Source organism: Pseudonocardia alaniniphila (assembly GCF_022524485.1).
Classification (GTDB): domain Bacteria; phylum Actinomycetota; class Actinomycetes; order Mycobacteriales; family Pseudonocardiaceae; genus Pseudonocardia; species Pseudonocardia alaniniphila.
The window spans coordinates 126,411-143,089 of sequence record NZ_JAKXMK010000029.1; the positions used below are offsets into that span (position 1 = coordinate 126,411).

Below are 16,679 nucleotides of genomic sequence, written 5' to 3' on the forward strand. Positions count from 1 at the left end.
CAGCCACGACCGGCGGGCGAACCAGTTACCGGGAACGGGGGGACCAGCGTTGTCACCGCCCGCGCAAACACCACGTCGACTCGGTGTCTGCCGTTCGGAGAATGCTGCGGCCGAGTGAGTGACGGTGCAACCGAAACCGGTTTGCGAATGGTGTGGAGACCCGGCGACGAAGCATGGTTCCGGACGCCGGAAAGGCGAGGAAGCGGGTTGCCGGGTGCGTCCGCGGCGACAGTCACCCCCGTCGGGTGGTCCACCGGGGCCTTCGCACATCGACACTTCGACACTGCCCGCGCGGCCCACCCTTGCGGGTCCCGCGTGCCGACAGTGAGAGCTGCGACCGAGAGCACCGACCGAGAGAGCACCGCGCGATGTCGATGGACTACGAGTTCCGGGTGGACGGCCTGCTACCGGAATGGGGCCGCGACGCCTTCTGCGACATGCGGATCGAGGAGGTCCCGGCGCAGACGGTCATCTCCGGCACGGTGATCGACGAGTCGCACCTGCACGGCATCGTGGCGCAACTGCGGGCACTCGGGCTCACCGTCGTCTCGGCGCGCCCCGTGCCGCAGGCGCCGCCGTGAGCGTCCCCGGGCGCACGACCTGGCCCGTCGAAGGGGCCACGGCAGGGGCCCGGCGAGGGGAAACGCGACGATGACGACGGACATGGCGCACCCCAGCTCTCGCGAATACCTGCGGCTCGTGTTGCTCGGAGCGCTGGTCGGCGTGCCGGCCGTGCTGGTCGCGGCGGGGTTCCTGGCGCTGGTCCACACCGTCGAGCACGCTCTCTGGAACGAGTTGCCCGCCGCGCTCGGGGCGTCGTCGCCGCCGTGGTACCTGGTGATGGGGTTGCCGCTCGTGGGCGCCGCGCTGGTGGTGGCGGCCCGGAAGCTGCTTCCGGGCGACGGCGGGCACCGGCCGCTGCAGGGGTTGAGCATGGCGGGCCAGCCCCTGCGCGCCGTGCCGAGCGTTGCGCTCGCGGCGTTCGGCACGCTCGTCTTCGGCGCCGTGCTCGGCCCGGAGGCGCCGCTCATCGCCCTGGGTTCCGCCGTCGGGGCGGTGGTGGCCGGGCTCGCGCGCGTGAACCAGAAGCACGCCCAGCTGCTCACGATGGCGGGTGCGTTCTCGGCGGTCTCGGCGCTCTTCGGCGGCCCGCTCGTCGCGAGCTTCCTCCTGGTCGAGGTCGGCATCGCAGCAGGTGCGGCGCTGATCCCCGCGCTGCTGCCCGGCCTGGTGGCGGCCGCTATCGGCTACCTCATCTTCGTCGGGCTGGGGAACTGGGGCGGGCTGGGGGCCACGGTGCTCTCGGTGCCCGGCCTCCCCGCCTACCAGGAGACCCACATCGTGGATCTCGTGATCGCCGTCGTCGTGGGCGTGGCGGTCGCGGTCGTGGTGGGAGCGGCTCGCCGGCTGGCGCTGGGAGTCGCGGCACGGTCGGAGGGGAGGATCGCGGTCCCGCTGTTCATCGGTGCGCTGTGTGTGGGCGCGCTGGCCATGATCGTCCGGGCCCTGGGCGGTGACTCGCAGGACGTGCTCTTCTCGGGGCAGGCCTCCTTGCCGGCGTTGGCCGTGGCGACCTCCGTGCCGATACTGGTGATCCTCATGCTCGCGAAGGCGATCGGCTACGCCATCTGCCTGGGGTGTGGCTTCCGCGGTGGACCTGTGTTCCCGCCGATCTTCATCGGCATCGCGGCGGCGATGATCCCGGTACTGCTGTTCGACCGGTCACCGACCGTCGCCGTGGCGATCGGAGCGGCCGCCGGTATGGCCGCCGCGACACGGCTGCTGTTCTCCCCGGCGTTGTTCGGCGCGCTCTTCGTGGGCATCGGCGGCCATGACGCCGTGCCGCCGGCCATCCTCGCCGCCGTGGCCGCGTGGCTCACGATCACCGCGATGTCGAAGGGCCCGACCACGGATGCTCACGAGGCGCAGGCCACGACGGCAGAGGGACCCCGCGCCGCTGACGCGAGCAGGCCGCAGGCCCCGGAACCGCGGGAACAGCAGTGACCGTGATCACCGTTACGCCGCGGATCCCTGATCCCGCGAGCTGCGACGTTCCCGTGCGGGGTCCGGCATCGCCCCCTCCCGCGTCCGGGACGAGGCCCGGCGAGGAGGACCGCCCGTAGACTGACCTCGTACGGTCCGGCAGTGGGCCAACCGCTGCCGTGTGCCGACCGGAAGGGCCATTGCCATGTCATCTGGCTTGTCCTCCGCCGCATCGGCTGCCGATGGAGCCGCTCCACCCACACCGAGGTCTAATGTGCGGCCTCCGCTGGAGGTGGCGGTCGGGCGGCACGGGCAGGAGACGCGTCTGCTGATCCAGGGCGAGGTGGATCTGTCCACTGCGGCGCAGTTCTCGGCGGCGCTGTCCGTCGGGCTCGCGGTGGGAGCCGATCGGCTCGTCGTCGATCTCCGAGGCGTCGCGTTCTTCGACTGCGGCGGTCTCGAGGCCCTGGCGCGAGCCGCCCGGCAGGCCTGCACGGAGCGCACGAGGCTCCACGTCGTCCCGGGCGCCGTGGTCGGTGATCTGGCCGCCATGCTGGGCGGCTGGGCGGAGCTTCCCGAATGCGTCGCGGTGTCCGCGGTGTCGGAGGACGAGCCGTCGGCGATCCGGCAGGGGAACGCCCTGACGGTCGGCGTGGACGAGCCGCGTCGCGGAGCGCTCGTGCTGCGGCCCGACGGCGACCTCGACCTCGCCACGGTCGACCTGTTGGACGACGTCGTCACCGCCGCGCTGGCGGACGCCGGCCGTGTGGGGTCCCGGTCGATCGTCGTGGATCTCGACCGTGTCCGGTTCATGAGCGCTGCGGGAGTCGCGGTCCTCTGCCAGGGGCAGCTCAGAGCCGGTGCGGACGGTGTCTCGTTCCGGCTGGCCGGCGGCTCTCCGGTTGTGCGGCGGATTCTCGGCGTCACCGGGGCCTCCGCGGTTCTGGAGCCGTACGGCTCGGTGGCCGAGGCGCTCACACCGGCGGTCCCCCTCCCGCAGACGGTGGAATCGGGCGCCGCAGACCCGAGACGCCGCGATGACGACTACGCGCGCTTGGCACCCCTGTTCACTGAGCGGGTACGGCTCCCCGCCGACGATCCGCGGCAGCAGATCCTGCGGACCGAGCTGATCAAGGGGTACCTGCCGGTGGCGCGCAACGTCGCCCGCAGGTATCAGTACCGGGGCGAGAACCTGGACGACCTCGAGCAGGTCGCGACGATCGGGCTGATCAACGCCGTCGACCGGTTCGATCCCGCGCGCGGCGTCGAGTTCCTCTCGTTCGCGATTCCCACCATCAACGGCGAGGTGCAACGTCACTATCGGGACCGCACCTCCACGATCCGGGTGCCGCGCCCGATCCGGGAGCTGCAGGTCCGGGTGTACCAGGTTGCGGACGAGATGAGCCAGAAGATGGGACGCGCCGCGACGCCGAGGGAGCTCGCACTCCACCTGGGCGTCAGTCTGGAGACGGTGATCCAGGCGCTGCAGGCCGCCTACGAGACCCGCCCCTCCTCCCTCGACGAGCCGCGGCACCACGACGACGGGGGCAGCGACGCCACCCCCATCGCCGACACGGTCGGTGACGTCGATCCGGAGTTGGACCTCGTCGACAACCGCGAGTCCCTCACGCCCCTGCTCGACAGGCTGCCGGAGCGCCGCCGCAAGATCGTCCTGCTGCGGTTCTACGGCAACATGACCCAGACCGAGATCGCAAAGCGCACGGGGATCTCCCAGATGCACGTCTCGAGGTTGCTGGGCTCGACCTTGGCGCAGCTGCGCCGTCAGCTGGTCGAAGGGGCCTGAGGCGCCGGTCCGGCTCACCGGTGTGCGGTGCGGGCCTGCCGGATCGGCCTGCCCGATGGGCCTGGTGGTGCGGGTCGCCGGGCCTGGTCAGTCGAGGTGGGGAAGGCCCGGGGTCGGGTGCGGTGGTGGTGAGGTGACCGGACTCGTCGTGGCCGGTGTCGTACCGGCGGGCGGGGCCGAGGTCGGTGGCGCCGAGGTGGGTGGCGCAGACGTGGGTGGCGTGGTCGGTCGGACCGTGGTCGGGCGGGGCGCCGAAGTGGTGGTCGGGGGAGCCGGGGCGGTGGAGGTGGGCGGCGGGGTCGTGACCGGCGGCCTGGTGGTCGAGGGCGGGGCCGGCGGGGCAGGCGGGCGCGTCGACGTGCTCGGCGGTGCCGGTTGCGGCGGAGCGGGATGTGGCGGCGCGGGATGCGGTGGCGCCGGGTGTGGCGGCGCCGGGCGGGGCGGACCCTGATGTGGAGGCTCCGGGTGCGGTGAATGCGGGTGGTGCGGGGCCGGCGGCGGCCATGGGCGGGGCGGCAGCGGGGCGGGCGAGTGCGGCCGTGGTCGTGGATCGGGTGAATAGTCCGGGGCCGGTGCCGCGGCCGGCGGGTCGACCCGCTCCGGGCGTGCCACGGCAGGCGGGGGTGCGACCGGGCGTGGCGGGGCGGGAGCAGCTGCAGGGGTGGTGACCAGCTCGCCGGCCTGCGGTGCGGGAACGGGTAGGGGCGCGGGCTGCTCGCTCGGAGCCCGGCCGGCGGTGGGGGCGGCCCAGCGCACCGGCGGTGAGGGGGCAGGCGGTGGAGGCGGCGCGGGCGCGAACGCCGACGGAGCCGGGGTGGTCGACGGGGCCGGCGCGGCGGTGGCGCGCGCCGGGGCCGGCTCGTTCGCCGGCCGGGGCGCAGCGACCGGAGGGCCGGGCTGCGGGGACGTCGTGAGCGTCCAGACCGCGACGAGCGCTCCGACGCCGACGACCGCGGTCACGGTCGCGAGTGCGGCACGGGTGCGGGCACGCACCGGGGAGTCGGGGCGGTACAGCAGCATCGCCACCGACACGGCTGCCCAGCCGAAGATCGCCAGTGTCGCGATGACGACCGCCCACCGCTGGGACACGCGGCACTCCCTTTGCACAGCGCCGTCCAGGCGCCGGACGGCATTTCGATCATTCTGCGCCGAGGAGCGCATCACTCGTCAGGGGGTACGAAGCAGAACTTCGCCCCTTTTCCTACGGGCAGCAGCGCGCGGTGGGACCCGCTCCGGCCCGGCCGAGCAGGTGGGCAGCTCGCCGGGGTCGCGATCGCACACGGTGAAGAGAACCGGGTGGAGTGGCCGGATTCTGCTGATCCGGTTCGAAGCGGACGAACGGGCGTCTGTGATGTCGATCTCCCGTACGCTTTGCCCACGGCTGGCATCTCGCGGCTGACCAGGTGCACTGCGCCTGTCCAGCGGTCGGCGGGACGCACCGGGCGGCAGTGGCGCTCCCTGGAAACCGCCGGTCTCGGTTCGCCGAGCGATTAACCCGACGCTTCCTGTCGGTCCTAGCTCATAGATTGGAACCAGATGATCCGGGCGCAGATCGCCCGGATCATGCGCCTCCTGCTCCCAGAAGGAAGATCGTGACCAACCCATCCGACGTCCTCGATCCGTCGGCGTCCACTCCCGACAGACCCGATCGGCTCAGCCCGCGGGATCGCACGGTGATCGCCGTGCTGCTCGTCTCGACGTTCGTGGTTATCCTCAACGAGACGATCATGAGCGTCGCTCTGCCGGTCCTGCTCACCGACCTGCAGGTCGAGGCCAGCGTGGGCCAGTGGCTCACCGCCGGATTCCTCCTCACGATGTCCGTGGTCATCCCGGTCACCGGCTTCCTCATCCGCCGCGTGCCCACGCGGCTGCTGTACGGCGTCGCCATGTCCCTGTTCAGCGCAGGCACGCTCATCGCGGCGCTGGCGCCGGGATTCGCGGTTCTGATGGTTGCGCGGGTGGTTCAGGCCGGCGGCACCGCGATCATGCTTCCGCTGCTGATGACCACCGTGATGACGCTCGTGCCCCCGGCACGCCGAGGCGCGCTGATGGGCAACATCTCGATCGTCATCTCGGTCGCGCCGGCGATCGGCCCCACCGTGTCGGGGCTCGTGCTCGGCGTCCTCGGCTGGCGCTTCATGTTCTGGCTCGTCCTGCCGATCGCGCTCGTCGTGCTGGTGCTGGGTCTGCAGCGGATCTCCGACGTGGGAGAGCGCAGCAACACACCGATCGACGTGGGCTCGGTGGTGCTCTCCGTGCTGGGCTTCGGTGGTCTGGTCTACGGCCTGAGCACGATCGGCGAGTCGGCCACGGGCGTGTCCCCGTCCGTGTGGGTGTCGTTCGCCGTCGGCGTCGTCGGGCTGGCGCTCTTCGTCGCCCGCCAGATCGTGCTGCAGCGCACCGACCGCGCGCTGCTCGACCTGCGCACGTTCAGGGCGCGCACGTTCACCGTCGCCACCGTGATGACGATGCTGATGATGAGCACCCTCTTCGGCGCCATCATCCTGCTGCCCATCTACATGCAGAGCGTGCTGATGCTCACGCCTCTCGCCACGGGTCTGTTGCTGCTGCCGGGCGGGCTGCTGATGGGCCTGCTCGGCCCGGTCGTCGGCAGGCTGTACGACCGCTTCGGGGCGCGCGCCCTCCTCGTGCCCGGCACGGTGGCCACGAGCGCTGCGCTCTGGTTCACCACGCTCTTCGGCATCGGCACGCCCGTCGTGCTGGTGCTGGGCTTCCACCTGCTGCTCAGCCTGGGGCTGGCGCTCAGCTTCACCCCGCTCTTCACCGCGGGGCTCGGCGCCGTGGAGCCGCGGCTGTACTCCTACGGCAGCGCGATCGTCGGCACCACCCAGCAGCTCGCGGGTGCGGCCGGGGTGGCGCTGCTGGTGAGCGTGCTCAGCGTCCGGTCGGCCGATCTGGCCGCCGAGGGGGCATCCGTGATCGAGCAGACGGCGGGCGGGGTGCACACCGCGTTCGTCGTCGCCGCCGTTCTCTCGGTGATCGCGATCGCCGGCTCGTTCTTCTTCGGCCGCAAGCCGGCCGTGGGCGGCACGACGGTGCAGGCGGCGATGCACTGACCTCTCTGCCCGGGCCGTTACCGGCGGCCCGGGCGGGACGCCGCGGTCCTGGAGAGCACCGCGCTCAGGAGGCGGTGCTCTCCAGCCAGATGCCGTTCTTGGTCTGCACGAGGTCGAGGGAACGCGGATCGATGCAGCCGGCCTGCGGGCGGTGGGCGTCCCACAGCTGCGCTGTGTCGAAGACGTGCCCGCATCCACCGGTGCGCCTGCAGCAGTGCGCGCGCTCGACCCCGACCCAGGACGAGCCGCAGCACGCCATCCGCAGCAGCTCCATGATCGGGAGGTTACGACGTGGCCTCCGCCGGCTCATGATCGGTAGGTGTCGTGATCGAGATGCCGCGCATGATCGTTGCGAGATCCGGATTTTCCGCCCTCACGAGGGCGCGCAACCGCATCTCGCGGCGACCTTTGCGCCGGCTCAGCGTCCGTGTGTGCTGGCGCTGTGGTACTCGGTGTAGGTGTAGGGGTTGTCGAGGATCGTGGTCTCGGGAACGTCGGGGTTCATGCCCTTCTCCCAGGCCTCCTCGCCCAGCACCGACCGCAGGTGTTCGACCGTGGCCTCCACCTCGCGACGAGCGGCGGCGAGGTCGACGCCCACGAGCTCGTGCTCGTGCTTCACCACGCGTCCGTTGACGATCACGGTGTGCACGTCCCCGCGCTGGGCCTGGAAGGCCACGTGGCCGTAGGGGTTGAGCACCGGGAACGACACGGGCGAGCGGTCGTTCCTGAGCAGCACGACGTCGGCCTTCTTGCCCGGCTCGAGGCTGCCGAGCTCGCTGTCGCGGCCGAGGGCATGGGCTCCGCCTCGGGTGGCCCACTCGACCACGTGCTGGGCGCGCAGTGAGACGTGGGTGACGGTCTCGCCCGTGGCGTGGGCCTCGAAGTGCTCCCGCGAGCGGTCGGCGCCCAGCGTGGTGCGCATCGCCGAGAACAGGTCACCGCTCCACCAGACGCTCGTGTCCATCGACAGCGACACGGGGATGCCGTGCGCGCGCAGGGCCCACGTGGGCGGGTAGCCCTGCCCGGCGCTCTGCTCGCTCTCGGTGGAGACGGAGACCGATCCGCCGGTGGCGGCGATGCGGTGGTAGGAGTCGGCCGAGAGGGTGGCGGCGTGCACGAAGACGCTGCGCTCGTCGAGGAAACCGGCCTCGTGCGCGAGACGGATGCCGTCGTCGTTGGTGGCGCCCCAGACGCCGGCGTGCGTGGTGACGGGCACGCCGAGCTCGCGGGCCACCTCGTACGCGGCCTTCTCCGGGAAGGCGGGGTCGCCGGTGACGTCGAAGGCGATCTGGAAGCCGAGCATGTCGTCGGCGGCGTCGATCCGACGGCGGGCGAAGGCCTGGAAGTCGGGGGAGGTCGCCCACTCCCACGGAGCCTGCTGGATGTTGCCGTAGGCGAGCACGAACCGGCCGGGAACGGCCCGCAGGGCGTCGACGGCGGCCTCGGCGTGGTCGGTGGTCTGCAGGCCGTGGGACCAGTCGACGGTGGTGGTGACACCGGCGTCGATCGCCTCGATCGCGGCGAGCAGGTTGCCCGCGCGGACGTCCTGGGGGCGGAAGTGCTTCCCCGACTCGAGGTAGTACCAGACGAAGTACTGCGTGAGCGTCCAGTCGGCGCCGTAGCCGCGCATGGCCGTCTGCCACATGTGCCGGTGAGTGTCGATCATGCCGGGCATGACGATCCCGGTGCGGGCGTCGATCTCGGTAGTGCCCCCCGGCACCTCCAGCCCGGGGCCGACGGCGGCGATCCGGTCGCCGACCACCAGCACGTCCGTGTCCGGGAGCACCCGGCGCGCGTCGTCGAGGGTGATGACGAGTCCGCCGCGCAGCACCACGGAGCGGTCGGCGCCGACATCCTGCGGGTCCGTCATTCCAGACGCTCCTTCGAACACGGGGGCATTTGCGGACGTCTGTCCGTATGCCGTCAGGGGGCTGCCGATCACCTTCTCGGACGGTGGTTGCGGTGTCAATCCGCCGTGATGGGGCCCTCCATCTGGCACCTATCGTGTGCTGCGTCCGCACAACGGACGTTCGTTACGCTATCGGGACGCCACATCGAGCTGGGGAGTGAGTCATGCCGCGGGCTGGGACCGGACCGGACTTCATCGAGGCGCTCGCCCGCGGTCTCGAGGTGATCGCGGCCTTCCGCACGGGCCGGCCCGCCATGTCGCTCACCGAGGTGGCCACGGCCACCGGACTCGCCCGCCCGACGGCCCGCCGGATCCTGCTGACGCTGGAAGAGCTGGGCTATGTCCGGACGGGAGACGCCGGGTTCACCCTCACTCCTCGCGTGCTGGAGCTCGGGGTCGCCTACGTCCGGTCCACCGGCCTGTGGGACGTGGCGCGTCCGCACATGGAGCAGCTGGTCGCGCGCACCGAGGAGTCGTGCTCGATCGCGCAGCTGGACGGCTCGGACATCGTCTACGTGGCGCGTGTCGCGGTGCCGAAGATCGTCGGGCTGTCGGTGCAGATCGGCACGCGGTTCCCCGCGCTGCCCACATCGCTGGGCAAGGTGCTGCTCGCCGCGCTACCGGCCGACGAGCTCGAGCGGGTGCTGGAGCAGCCCACGCGCTCGGGGCTCACCCCGCGCTGGCAGCCCGACCGCGCCCAGCGCGACACGGAGCTGCGCGAGGTGCGGGCGCGGGGATGGGCGCTCACCGACGAGCAGCTCGCGCTGGGCATCCGGTCCGTGGCCGCGCCCCTGCGCGACGGCACCGGCCGGGTCGTGGCGAGCATCAACGTCAACACCCACGCGGCGGAGACCCCGGTGGAGCGCCTGCTCGAGGAGCACCTGCCGCTTCTCCTGCACACCGCGGGGGAGATCAGCGCCGACTTCGCCCGGCTCGACACGGTGCCGCATCTGTTCCGCACCGCCGCGTCCTGACCCGCCCCCGCGGGCTACGGCTTTGCCTCGCCCCGGGCATATGTCACGATCGAGCTGCGGACGGTCGTCCGTGACGCGGACGGAGAGGCCGATTTGATGTCAGGTGGTACGCCGGAGGGCGCCGGGGGAGCGGGACCTCTCTCAGGTGTGCTCGTGGCCGACTTCTCACGGGTGCTCGCCGGCCCCTACGCCACGATGCTGCTCGCCGACATGGGCGCCGAGGTCGTGAAGGTCGAGGGCCCCGATGGCGACGAGACCCGCACGTGGATGCCCCCGGTGCGCGACGGGGTCTCCACGTACTACCTGGGCGTCAACCGCGGGAAGCGGTCGATGGCGCTCGACCTGCGCGACGAGGGCGATGCTGCGCTCGGCCGCGAGCTCGCCCGCCGCGCCGACGTGGTGATCGAGAACTTCAAGCCGGGAGGCCTTGCGAAGTTCGGGTTGGACTTCCCCTCCGTGAGCGCCACGAACCCGGGGGTCGTGTACGCCTCGATCAGCGGCTTCGGCTCCGGGAAGGGGGCACACGTCCCCGGCTACGACCTCATGGTGCAGGCGATCTCGGGGCTGATGAGCCTCACCGGCGACCCGGACGGTCCGCCCTACCGGGCGGGCATCTCGGTGTTCGACGTGATGGCGGGCAACCACGCGGTGATCGGGATCCTGGCCGCACTGCGGCACCGCGATGCCACCGGGCAGGGCCAGCACGTGGAGGTCAACCTGTTGTCCTCGGCGCTGACCGGCCTGGTCAACCACAGCTCGGCCTACGTCTCGGCAGGCGTGGTGCCCTACCGCATGGGCAACGCCCACCCGAGCGTCTTCCCGTACGAGCCGCTGCCGACAGCCGACGACGACCTGATCGTCGCCGCGGCCAACGACCGGCAGTTCCGCAAGCTGTGCGACGTGCTCGAGATCCCGCAGGTGGCCGACGACCCGCGGTTCGCCCGCAACGCCGACCGCACGGCCAACCGGGAGGAGCTGCGGCCGATCCTGGTGGAGCGGCTCGCGCAGCGCAGTGCCACGGAGTGGTTCGATGCGCTGGTGGCTGTCGGGGTGCCGTGCGGGCCCATCCAGACGATCGACGGCGGCTTCGCCATGGCCGAGCGCTTCGGGCTCGACCCCGTGGTGCATGCCGGGGAGGGCGAGCGCGCCGTGCCGAGTCCGCGGCACCCCATCCGGTTCTCCGAGACCCCGGCCCGGTACGAGCTACCGCCCCCGGAGCTGGACGAGCACGGCGCGGAGCTGCGCAAATGGCTCGCGACCCCCCAGGATCAGGCGACGCAGGAGGACACGCGTGGCTGAACAGCCCACCTACCCGACGGCGCTCGGCGCGTCGAGCCCCACGACCATCACGCTCCTCGGCCAGGACCTCGCCACGGACGTCATGGGCAACGTCGGGTTCGGCGAGCTGGCGTTCTGGCTGGCCACGCAGGAACGCCCGTCGAAGGGGCAGGTCCGGGTCTTCGAGGCCGTGCTGGCCGCGCTCGCCGACCACGGGTTCACGCCGACGGCGATCGTCACGCGGCTGACGTACCTGTCGGCACCCGACTCGGTTCAAGGCGCGCTCGCCGCCGGGCTGCTCGGTGGCGGCTCGCGGTTCCTCGGCGTCACCGAGGACACCGGCCGATTCCTGCACGACGTGCTGGCCGATGCGCAGGACGTGCCGTCCGACGACGCCGGCTGGGACGCGCTCGCGCTGGAGACCGTCACCGCGCAGCGGGCGGCGAAGCGATTCGTGCCCGGCCTGGGGCACCACGTGCACAAGGACGGCGACCCTCGCACGCCGCGGCTGATGCAGATCGCCCGCGAGGAGGGCCAGTTCGGCCCGCACCTCGCGCTGTTCGAGGCCATCGGCCGTGTCCACCCGCAGGTGCTGGGGCGGACCCTGCCGCTCAACGGCGCCGGGGTGTGCGGGGCCGCGCTGGCCGATCTCGGGCTACCGCTCCCACTGCTGCGCGGCTTCGCGCTGCTCGCTCGCACGGCGGGGCTCATCGGGCAGCTCGCGGAGGAGCTGCGGCACCCGGTCGGCAACGACATCTTCCTGTCGGTCGACCTGAACAACCGTTCGGTCGCCCCGGACCCGTGGACCTCGGACGGCGCGCGGTGAGCGCCGTGAACGCAGTCCCCGCGGCCGTCATCGAGAGCCTGGGGGCGCCGCCCCGTGTCGTCGACAGGGACATCGCGGAGCCTGCCGCGGACGAATTGGTGGTGGCTGTCCGCGCCGCCCCGATCACCCCGCTCGACCTGCTCTGCGCTTCCGGCACGTCCTACTTCGGCCGTCCCGCGACGCCGTACGTGCCGGGGGTGCAGGGTGTCGGCGTCGTCGAGCGGGGAAACGGGCAGATCGCCCCCGGCACTTCCGTGTGGTTCGCCACCTCGGCGGGGATGCGCCCCGGTGACGGGAGCATGCGCGCGCGGGTGCCGGTCCACGAGCGCGACGTCGTTCCGCTGCCGGACGGGGCCGACCCCGTGCTCGTCGCCGCCCTCGGGCTGTCCGCCGTCGCGGCGTGGATGGCGCTGACCTGGCGCGGCGAGCTGGCGGCGGGGGAGCAGGTGCTCGTCCTCGGCGCCGGTGGCGTGGTCGGTCAGGTGGGCGTCCAACTGGCGCGAGCCGGCGGAGCCGGACGGGTGGTCGCCGCAGCCCGATCAGCGCGGTCGCGCGAGCAGGCGCTCCGGCTCGGGGCGGACGCGGTGGTCGCGCTGGAGGCGTCGGACACCGTCGACGACCTTGCGGAGCGGATGAGTTCGGCGTGTGACGGCCCGGTCGACCTCGTGCTCGACCCGCTGTTCGGCGTCCCCGCCGCCGCGGCCGTGCGTACCCTGCGGACAGGGGGGCGGCTGGTCAACCTGGGCAGCTCGGCGGCCGAGACCGCTCCGATCGACTCCTCGACGCTGCGGAGCAGACTGGTGCAGGTGATCGGCTACACGAACAACGCGCTGACTCCGCAGCAGCGCAGCGACGCCCTCAACCGGGTGGTCGCCGAGGCCGTCGCCGGCAACGTGACGGTGGCGCACGAGCAGATGCCACTCGCCCACGCCGCGCAGGCGTGGACCCGGCAGGCCGAAGGCCGGGCAACCGGCCGGATCGTTCTCACGCCCTGAAATCTGGAGGCCCAGTGACAGCTGTTCCGGAGACCCCTCTGCCGTTCCTGCCGACGTCGCTGGTCGGAAGTTACGCCCAGCCGGACTGGCTGATCGACCGGGCGAAGCTCGCGGGCCGGTTCCCGCCGCGGGTGCGGGCGAAGGAGCTGTGGCGGGTGGAGCCCGCGCTGCTCGCCGAGGCCCAGGACGACGCCACCCGGCTCGCCATCCGGGCACAGGAGCGGGCCGGGCTCGACCTGCTGACCGACGGCGAGATCCGCCGTGAGAGCTACTCCAACCACTTCGCCACGGCGCTCGACGGCGTGGACGTCGACAACCCGGGCACGGCGCTCGACCGCAGCGGCCACCCCAACCCGGTACCGCGCATCACGGGCCCGATCCACCGGCCGCACCCCGTGCAGGTGCGCGACCTCGAGTTCCTCCGGGCCAACACCGACCGGCCGGTGAAGATCACGGTGCCCGGCCCGTTCACGATGAGCCAGCAGGCACAGAACGACCACTACCCCGACCTGGAGTCGGCGGCGATGGGCTACGCCGCTGCCGTCAACGCGGAGGTCAAGGACCTGTTCGCCGCAGGTGCCGACGTGGTGCAGATCGACGAGCCGTACATGCAGGCCCGTCCGGATGCCGCTCGCGCCTACGGACTCGCCGCCCTGAACGCCGCGCTCGACGGGGTCACCGGCACCACCGCCGTGCACATCTGCTTCGGCTACGCCGCGATCATCCACGAGCGCCCGGAGGGGTACTCCTTCCTCCCCGAGCTCGCAGGCTCCCCCGTGCAGCAGGTCTCGATCGAGACGGCACAGTCCGGGCTCGACCTGGGCGTGCTCACCGACCTCGCCGACAAGACCGTGATCCTCGGGGTGATCGACCTGTCGAACCCCGAGGTCGAGACCACGGAGATCGTGGCCGACCGCGTGCGCCGGGCGTTTCGCTACCTTCCGCCCGAACAGCTCGTGATCGCCCCCGACTGCGGAATGAAGTACCTGCCGCGGGACTCCGCTGCAGGGAAGATGCGCGCGATGTCGGGCGCGGCGGCGCTCCTGCGCGCTGAGATCCAGGAGGGACGCTGAGAATGCAGCTCGTCACCGAGGACAACGTCACGGAGCTCGCCGAGGCGCGCTGGGGCACCGCCCGCGACCCGCGCACCGCCGAGGTCCTGACCGCGCTGGTGCGCCACCTGCACGCGTTCGCGCGTGAGGTCCGGCTCACCGAGGCGGAATGGATGGCCGCCGTGCAGTGGCTCACCCGCACCGGGCAGATCAGCGACGAGAAGCGCGAGGAGTTCATCCTCGCGTCCGACGTGCTGGGCCTGTCGATGCTCGTGGTGCAGATGAACCATCGCTTCGACCAGGCCGCGACGCCCGCCACCGTGCTGGGCCCGTTCCACATCGACGGGTCCCCGGAGCTGGAGTACGGCGCCGACATGTCCGACGGACTCCCCGGCACCCCGCTCTACGTCCACGGCACCATCCGTGACCTCGACGGCAAGCTCGTCGGCGGGGCGGTGCTCGACGTGTGGCAGGCTGACACCGATGGCGCCTACGAGGCGCAGCTCGACGTCGACGAGGCGCGGTTGCGGGCGAAGTACACCAGCCGTGAGGACGGCACGTACTGCGTGCGCACCGTCGCCCCGCTCGGCTACGGCATCCCGTTGGACGGCCCGGTCGGTGAGCTGATCGGGCGCACCGACATCAGCCCCAACCGGCCTGCCCACGTCCACTTCCTCATCAACGTGCCCGGCTACGAGCCGCTGATCACGCACCTGTTCCGCGAGGGTGCGCCGTACCTGGACAGCGACGTGGTGTTCGGCACCAAGCAGGAGTTGGTGGTCGCCTTCACCGAGCACGAGCCCGGCCCGACTCCCGAAGGCGGGGAGTCCGCGGTGCCGTTCCTGACGGCAGAGTACGACTTCGTGCTGCAGCCGAAGGCCTGATCCACGCCCGGGTCGCTCGGCTCTCTCGGCCGGACAGGATCGTCTGTGATGCAACTCGTCTAGATAGAATACTATCTAGACGTAGACCGGCATCGGCGCGCGTGTGCGCGTCCCGAGAGAGTCGAGGCGTACCCATGGCCGATCATGGCCACGACCTGCTGTTCGGCACGTTCCTGACGCCGACGGCCGATCAGCCGGCCGAGGTGGTGGCGCTCGCCCGCCTGACCGAGCAGGTCGGTCTCGACCTGGTGACGGTGCAGGACCACCCCTACCAGGCGAAGTACCTCGACACCTGGACGCTGCTGTCAGTGATCGCCGCCCGAACGGTCACGCTGCGGGTGGCGCCGAACGTGGCGAACCTGCCCCTGCGGCTGCCCGCGGTGCTCGCGCGCAGCGTGGCGTCCCTGGATCTGCTCAGCGACGGCCGTGTCGAGCTCGGGCTGGGTGCGGGCGCGTTCTGGGACGCGATCGCCGCCAACGGTGGCGCCCGGCTGACCGCGGCGGAGAGCGTCCGGGCCCTCGAGGAGGGGATCGCGGTCATCCGCGCCATGTGGGCGGTGGACGGCGGGAGCGTGCGGGTCGACGGGCGCCACCACCGGGTGTGGGGTGCCCACCCCGGTCCGGCTCCGGCGCACGACGTCGGCATCTGGCTCGGTGCGTACAAGCAGCGGATGCTCGCGATGACCGGCCGCCTCGCGGACGGGTGGCTGCCCAGCAGCCCGTACGCGGCACCGGACGCCCTCCCCGCGATGAACGCCGTGATCGACGAGGCTGCTGCATCGGCAGGGCGGCAGCCGTCCGCGGTTCGGCGGCTGTACAACATCGCCGGCACCTTCGCCGAGCGCGGGAGCGGGTTCCTGCAGGGGCCGGCGGGCACATGGGCCGAGCAGCTCGCCGAGCTGACCCTGACGCAGGGGATGAGCGCCTACCTCCTCATGACCGACGACGCCGAGGTCATCCGCCGTTTCGCTGCCGAGGTGGCACCGGCCGTGCGGGAGACCGTGGCGGCGGAGCGCGGTGCGGTGTCCGGAACGGTGCGGCCAGGGGCAGCCGAGGGTTCGACGGAGGTCCCTGCCGCCCGTCCGGTGGCCGCGCGTGCGGACACTCCGCGGCCGACCGCTCGGGGGGCGGCGCGCTCTGCGTTGCGGACCGTGCCCACGCCCGACGGCGGCACCCGCCGCAGCGACGTCCGGGTCTGGGACGAGTCCGCCCGCCCCACGGGCCCCGCGCCCGATCCCGGGCGCACCTACACCGCCCACGAGCAGGCCACCGGCCGGCACCTCGTCCAGGTGCACGACAACCTGCGTGCCGAGCTGCAGCAGCTGCACGATCTCCTCGATCAGGTCACGGCCGGTGCGATGGACGCGGGCACCGCGCGCGATCACATCAACGCCATGACGATGCGCCAGAACAACTGGACCCTCGGTGCGTACTGCGAGTCGTACTGCCGCATCGTCACGGTGCACCACACGATCGAGGACCAGAGCATGTTCCGGCATCTGCGCCGCGCCGACCATCGGCTCCGGCCCGTGATCGACCGGCTCCAGGAGGAGCACGGGATCATCCACGACGTTCTCGACAGCGTCGACCGCGCCCTGGTTTCCTTCGTCAGCGGGCCGGACGGGGTGAAGGAGCTGCGTGCGGCCGTGGATCTGCTCACCGACGCCTTGTTGTCGCACCTCTCGTACGAGGAGCGGGAGCTCGTCGAGCCCCTCAGCAGGCTGGGCTTCTACTGACCGGCCGAACCCCGGATCAGGGGCGGGAAAATCCCTCGCGGATCTGTTGCCCGATTCGACGCCGTATCGAATTGTGCCCGGTTCAGGGCTCGTTGTCGTCGTGGCCGCCATGCGAGTCACCGGCGTAGCGTGGCAATCGAAATCGCGCATGCCGATCATCG

General features: G+C 71.9%; 14 protein-coding genes. 12 read left to right on the top strand and 2 right to left on the bottom strand.

The genetic code is table 11. The features are described 5' to 3' along the window. Nucleotides 1–368: 368 nt before the first annotated feature. The 5 genes from MMF94_RS30285 (at nucleotide 369) to MMF94_RS30310 (ending at nucleotide 6,864) form a co-directional block, all read left to right on the top strand. Nucleotides 369–581: a hypothetical protein gene (locus MMF94_RS30285; protein ID WP_241040764.1), complete on the top strand. Its 213-nt coding sequence runs from the start codon at nucleotides 369–371 to the stop codon at nucleotides 579–581. Between the two features lie 70 nt (nucleotides 582–651). Further along, on the top strand, nucleotides 652–2,004 hold the full coding sequence (locus MMF94_RS30290; RefSeq protein WP_241040765.1) for a chloride channel protein: 1,353 nt from the start codon (nucleotides 652–654) through the stop codon (nucleotides 2,002–2,004). 253 nt (nucleotides 2,005–2,257) lie between these two features. Beyond that, nucleotides 2,258–3,787 (top strand): SigB/SigF/SigG family RNA polymerase sigma factor, encoded by a 1,530-nt coding sequence (locus MMF94_RS43615; protein WP_338104381.1) that lies wholly within the window; start codon nucleotides 2,258–2,260, stop codon nucleotides 3,785–3,787. A gap of 133 nt (nucleotides 3,788–3,920) precedes the next feature. After that, nucleotides 3,921–4,238 carry a hypothetical protein gene (locus MMF94_RS30305; protein WP_241040766.1) on the top strand — a complete coding sequence of 106 codons (318 nt, stop codon included), beginning with the start codon at nucleotides 3,921–3,923 and terminating at the stop codon, nucleotides 4,236–4,238. A 1,141-nt stretch (nucleotides 4,239–5,379) separates the two neighbouring features. Then, nucleotides 5,380–6,864 (top strand): DHA2 family efflux MFS transporter permease subunit, encoded by a 1,485-nt coding sequence (locus MMF94_RS30310; RefSeq protein ID WP_241040767.1) that lies wholly within the window; start codon nucleotides 5,380–5,382, stop codon nucleotides 6,862–6,864. A gap of 64 nt (nucleotides 6,865–6,928) precedes the next feature. On the opposite strand, the gene MMF94_RS30315 is transcribed toward MMF94_RS30310, so the two are convergent. Then, nucleotides 6,929–7,138, bottom strand: a complete 210-nt coding sequence (locus tag MMF94_RS30315; RefSeq protein WP_241040768.1) for an FDXHR family putative zinc-binding protein — start codon at nucleotides 7,136–7,138, stop codon at nucleotides 6,929–6,931. Nucleotides 7,139–7,282: 144 nt separating this feature from the next. Beyond that, nucleotides 7,283–8,734, bottom strand: a complete 1,452-nt coding sequence (locus MMF94_RS30320; RefSeq protein ID WP_241040774.1) for an amidohydrolase family protein — start codon at nucleotides 8,732–8,734, stop codon at nucleotides 7,283–7,285. Nucleotides 8,735–8,937: 203 nt separating this feature from the next. Between MMF94_RS30320 and MMF94_RS30325 the strand changes: the two genes are divergently transcribed. From MMF94_RS30325 to MMF94_RS30355, 7 genes are all read left to right on the top strand, one after another. Continuing rightward, nucleotides 8,938–9,747, top strand: coding sequence for an IclR family transcriptional regulator domain-containing protein (locus tag MMF94_RS30325; RefSeq protein ID WP_241040775.1), 810 nt, complete (start codon nucleotides 8,938–8,940; stop codon nucleotides 9,745–9,747). A 96-nt stretch (nucleotides 9,748–9,843) separates the two neighbouring features. Beyond that, entirely contained in the window at nucleotides 9,844–11,046 is a 1,203-nt protein-coding gene (locus MMF94_RS30330; protein ID WP_241040776.1) for a CaiB/BaiF CoA transferase family protein, read from the top strand. Then, complete coding sequence (locus tag MMF94_RS30335; protein WP_241040780.1) at nucleotides 11,039–11,851, top strand: citryl-CoA lyase; 813 nt, start codon at nucleotides 11,039–11,041, stop codon at nucleotides 11,849–11,851. The genes MMF94_RS30330 and MMF94_RS30335 overlap by 8 nt, the downstream gene beginning before the upstream one ends. Nucleotides 11,852–11,856: 5 nt before the next feature. After that, nucleotides 11,857–12,846 carry a quinone oxidoreductase family protein gene (locus MMF94_RS30340; RefSeq protein WP_241040782.1) on the top strand — a complete coding sequence of 330 codons (990 nt, stop codon included), beginning with the start codon at nucleotides 11,857–11,859 and terminating at the stop codon, nucleotides 12,844–12,846. A 14-nt stretch (nucleotides 12,847–12,860) separates the two neighbouring features. After that, nucleotides 12,861–13,919, top strand: a complete 1,059-nt coding sequence (locus MMF94_RS30345) for a 5-methyltetrahydropteroyltriglutamate--homocysteine methyltransferase (protein ID WP_241040783.1) — start codon at nucleotides 12,861–12,863, stop codon at nucleotides 13,917–13,919. A 2-nt stretch (nucleotides 13,920–13,921) separates the two neighbouring features. Beyond that, nucleotides 13,922–14,782: a dioxygenase family protein gene (locus MMF94_RS30350; RefSeq protein WP_241040785.1), complete on the top strand. Its 861-nt coding sequence runs from the start codon at nucleotides 13,922–13,924 to the stop codon at nucleotides 14,780–14,782. 134 nt (nucleotides 14,783–14,916) lie between these two features. Then, nucleotides 14,917–16,518: an LLM class flavin-dependent oxidoreductase gene (locus MMF94_RS30355; protein WP_241040786.1), complete on the top strand. Its 1,602-nt coding sequence runs from the start codon at nucleotides 14,917–14,919 to the stop codon at nucleotides 16,516–16,518. The last annotated feature ends 161 nt before the right edge of the window (nucleotides 16,519–16,679 follow it).

What these genes read in the sequence shown, in the direction of transcription:
- MMF94_RS30285 (WP_241040764.1), top strand. Translation starts at nt 369, where the DNA reads ATGTCGATGGACTACGAGTTCCGGGTGGACGGCCTGCTACCGGAATGG.
- MMF94_RS30330 (WP_241040776.1), top strand. Translation starts at nt 9,844, where the DNA reads ATGTCAGGTGGTACGCCGGAGGGCGCCGGGGGAGCGGGACCTCTCTCA.
- MMF94_RS30290 (WP_241040765.1), top strand. Translation starts at nt 652, where the DNA reads ATGACGACGGACATGGCGCACCCCAGCTCTCGCGAATACCTGCGGCTC.
- MMF94_RS30325 (WP_241040775.1), top strand. Translation starts at nt 8,938, where the DNA reads ATGCCGCGGGCTGGGACCGGACCGGACTTCATCGAGGCGCTCGCCCGC.
- MMF94_RS30350 (WP_241040785.1), top strand. Translation starts at nt 13,922, where the DNA reads ATGCAGCTCGTCACCGAGGACAACGTCACGGAGCTCGCCGAGGCGCGC.
- MMF94_RS30320 (WP_241040774.1), bottom strand. Translation starts at nt 8,734, where the DNA reads ATGACGGACCCGCAGGATGTCGGCGCCGACCGCTCCGTGGTGCTGCGC.
- MMF94_RS30315 (WP_241040768.1), bottom strand. Translation starts at nt 7,138, where the DNA reads ATGGAGCTGCTGCGGATGGCGTGCTGCGGCTCGTCCTGGGTCGGGGTC.
- MMF94_RS30355 (WP_241040786.1), top strand. Translation starts at nt 14,917, where the DNA reads ATGGCCGATCATGGCCACGACCTGCTGTTCGGCACGTTCCTGACGCCG.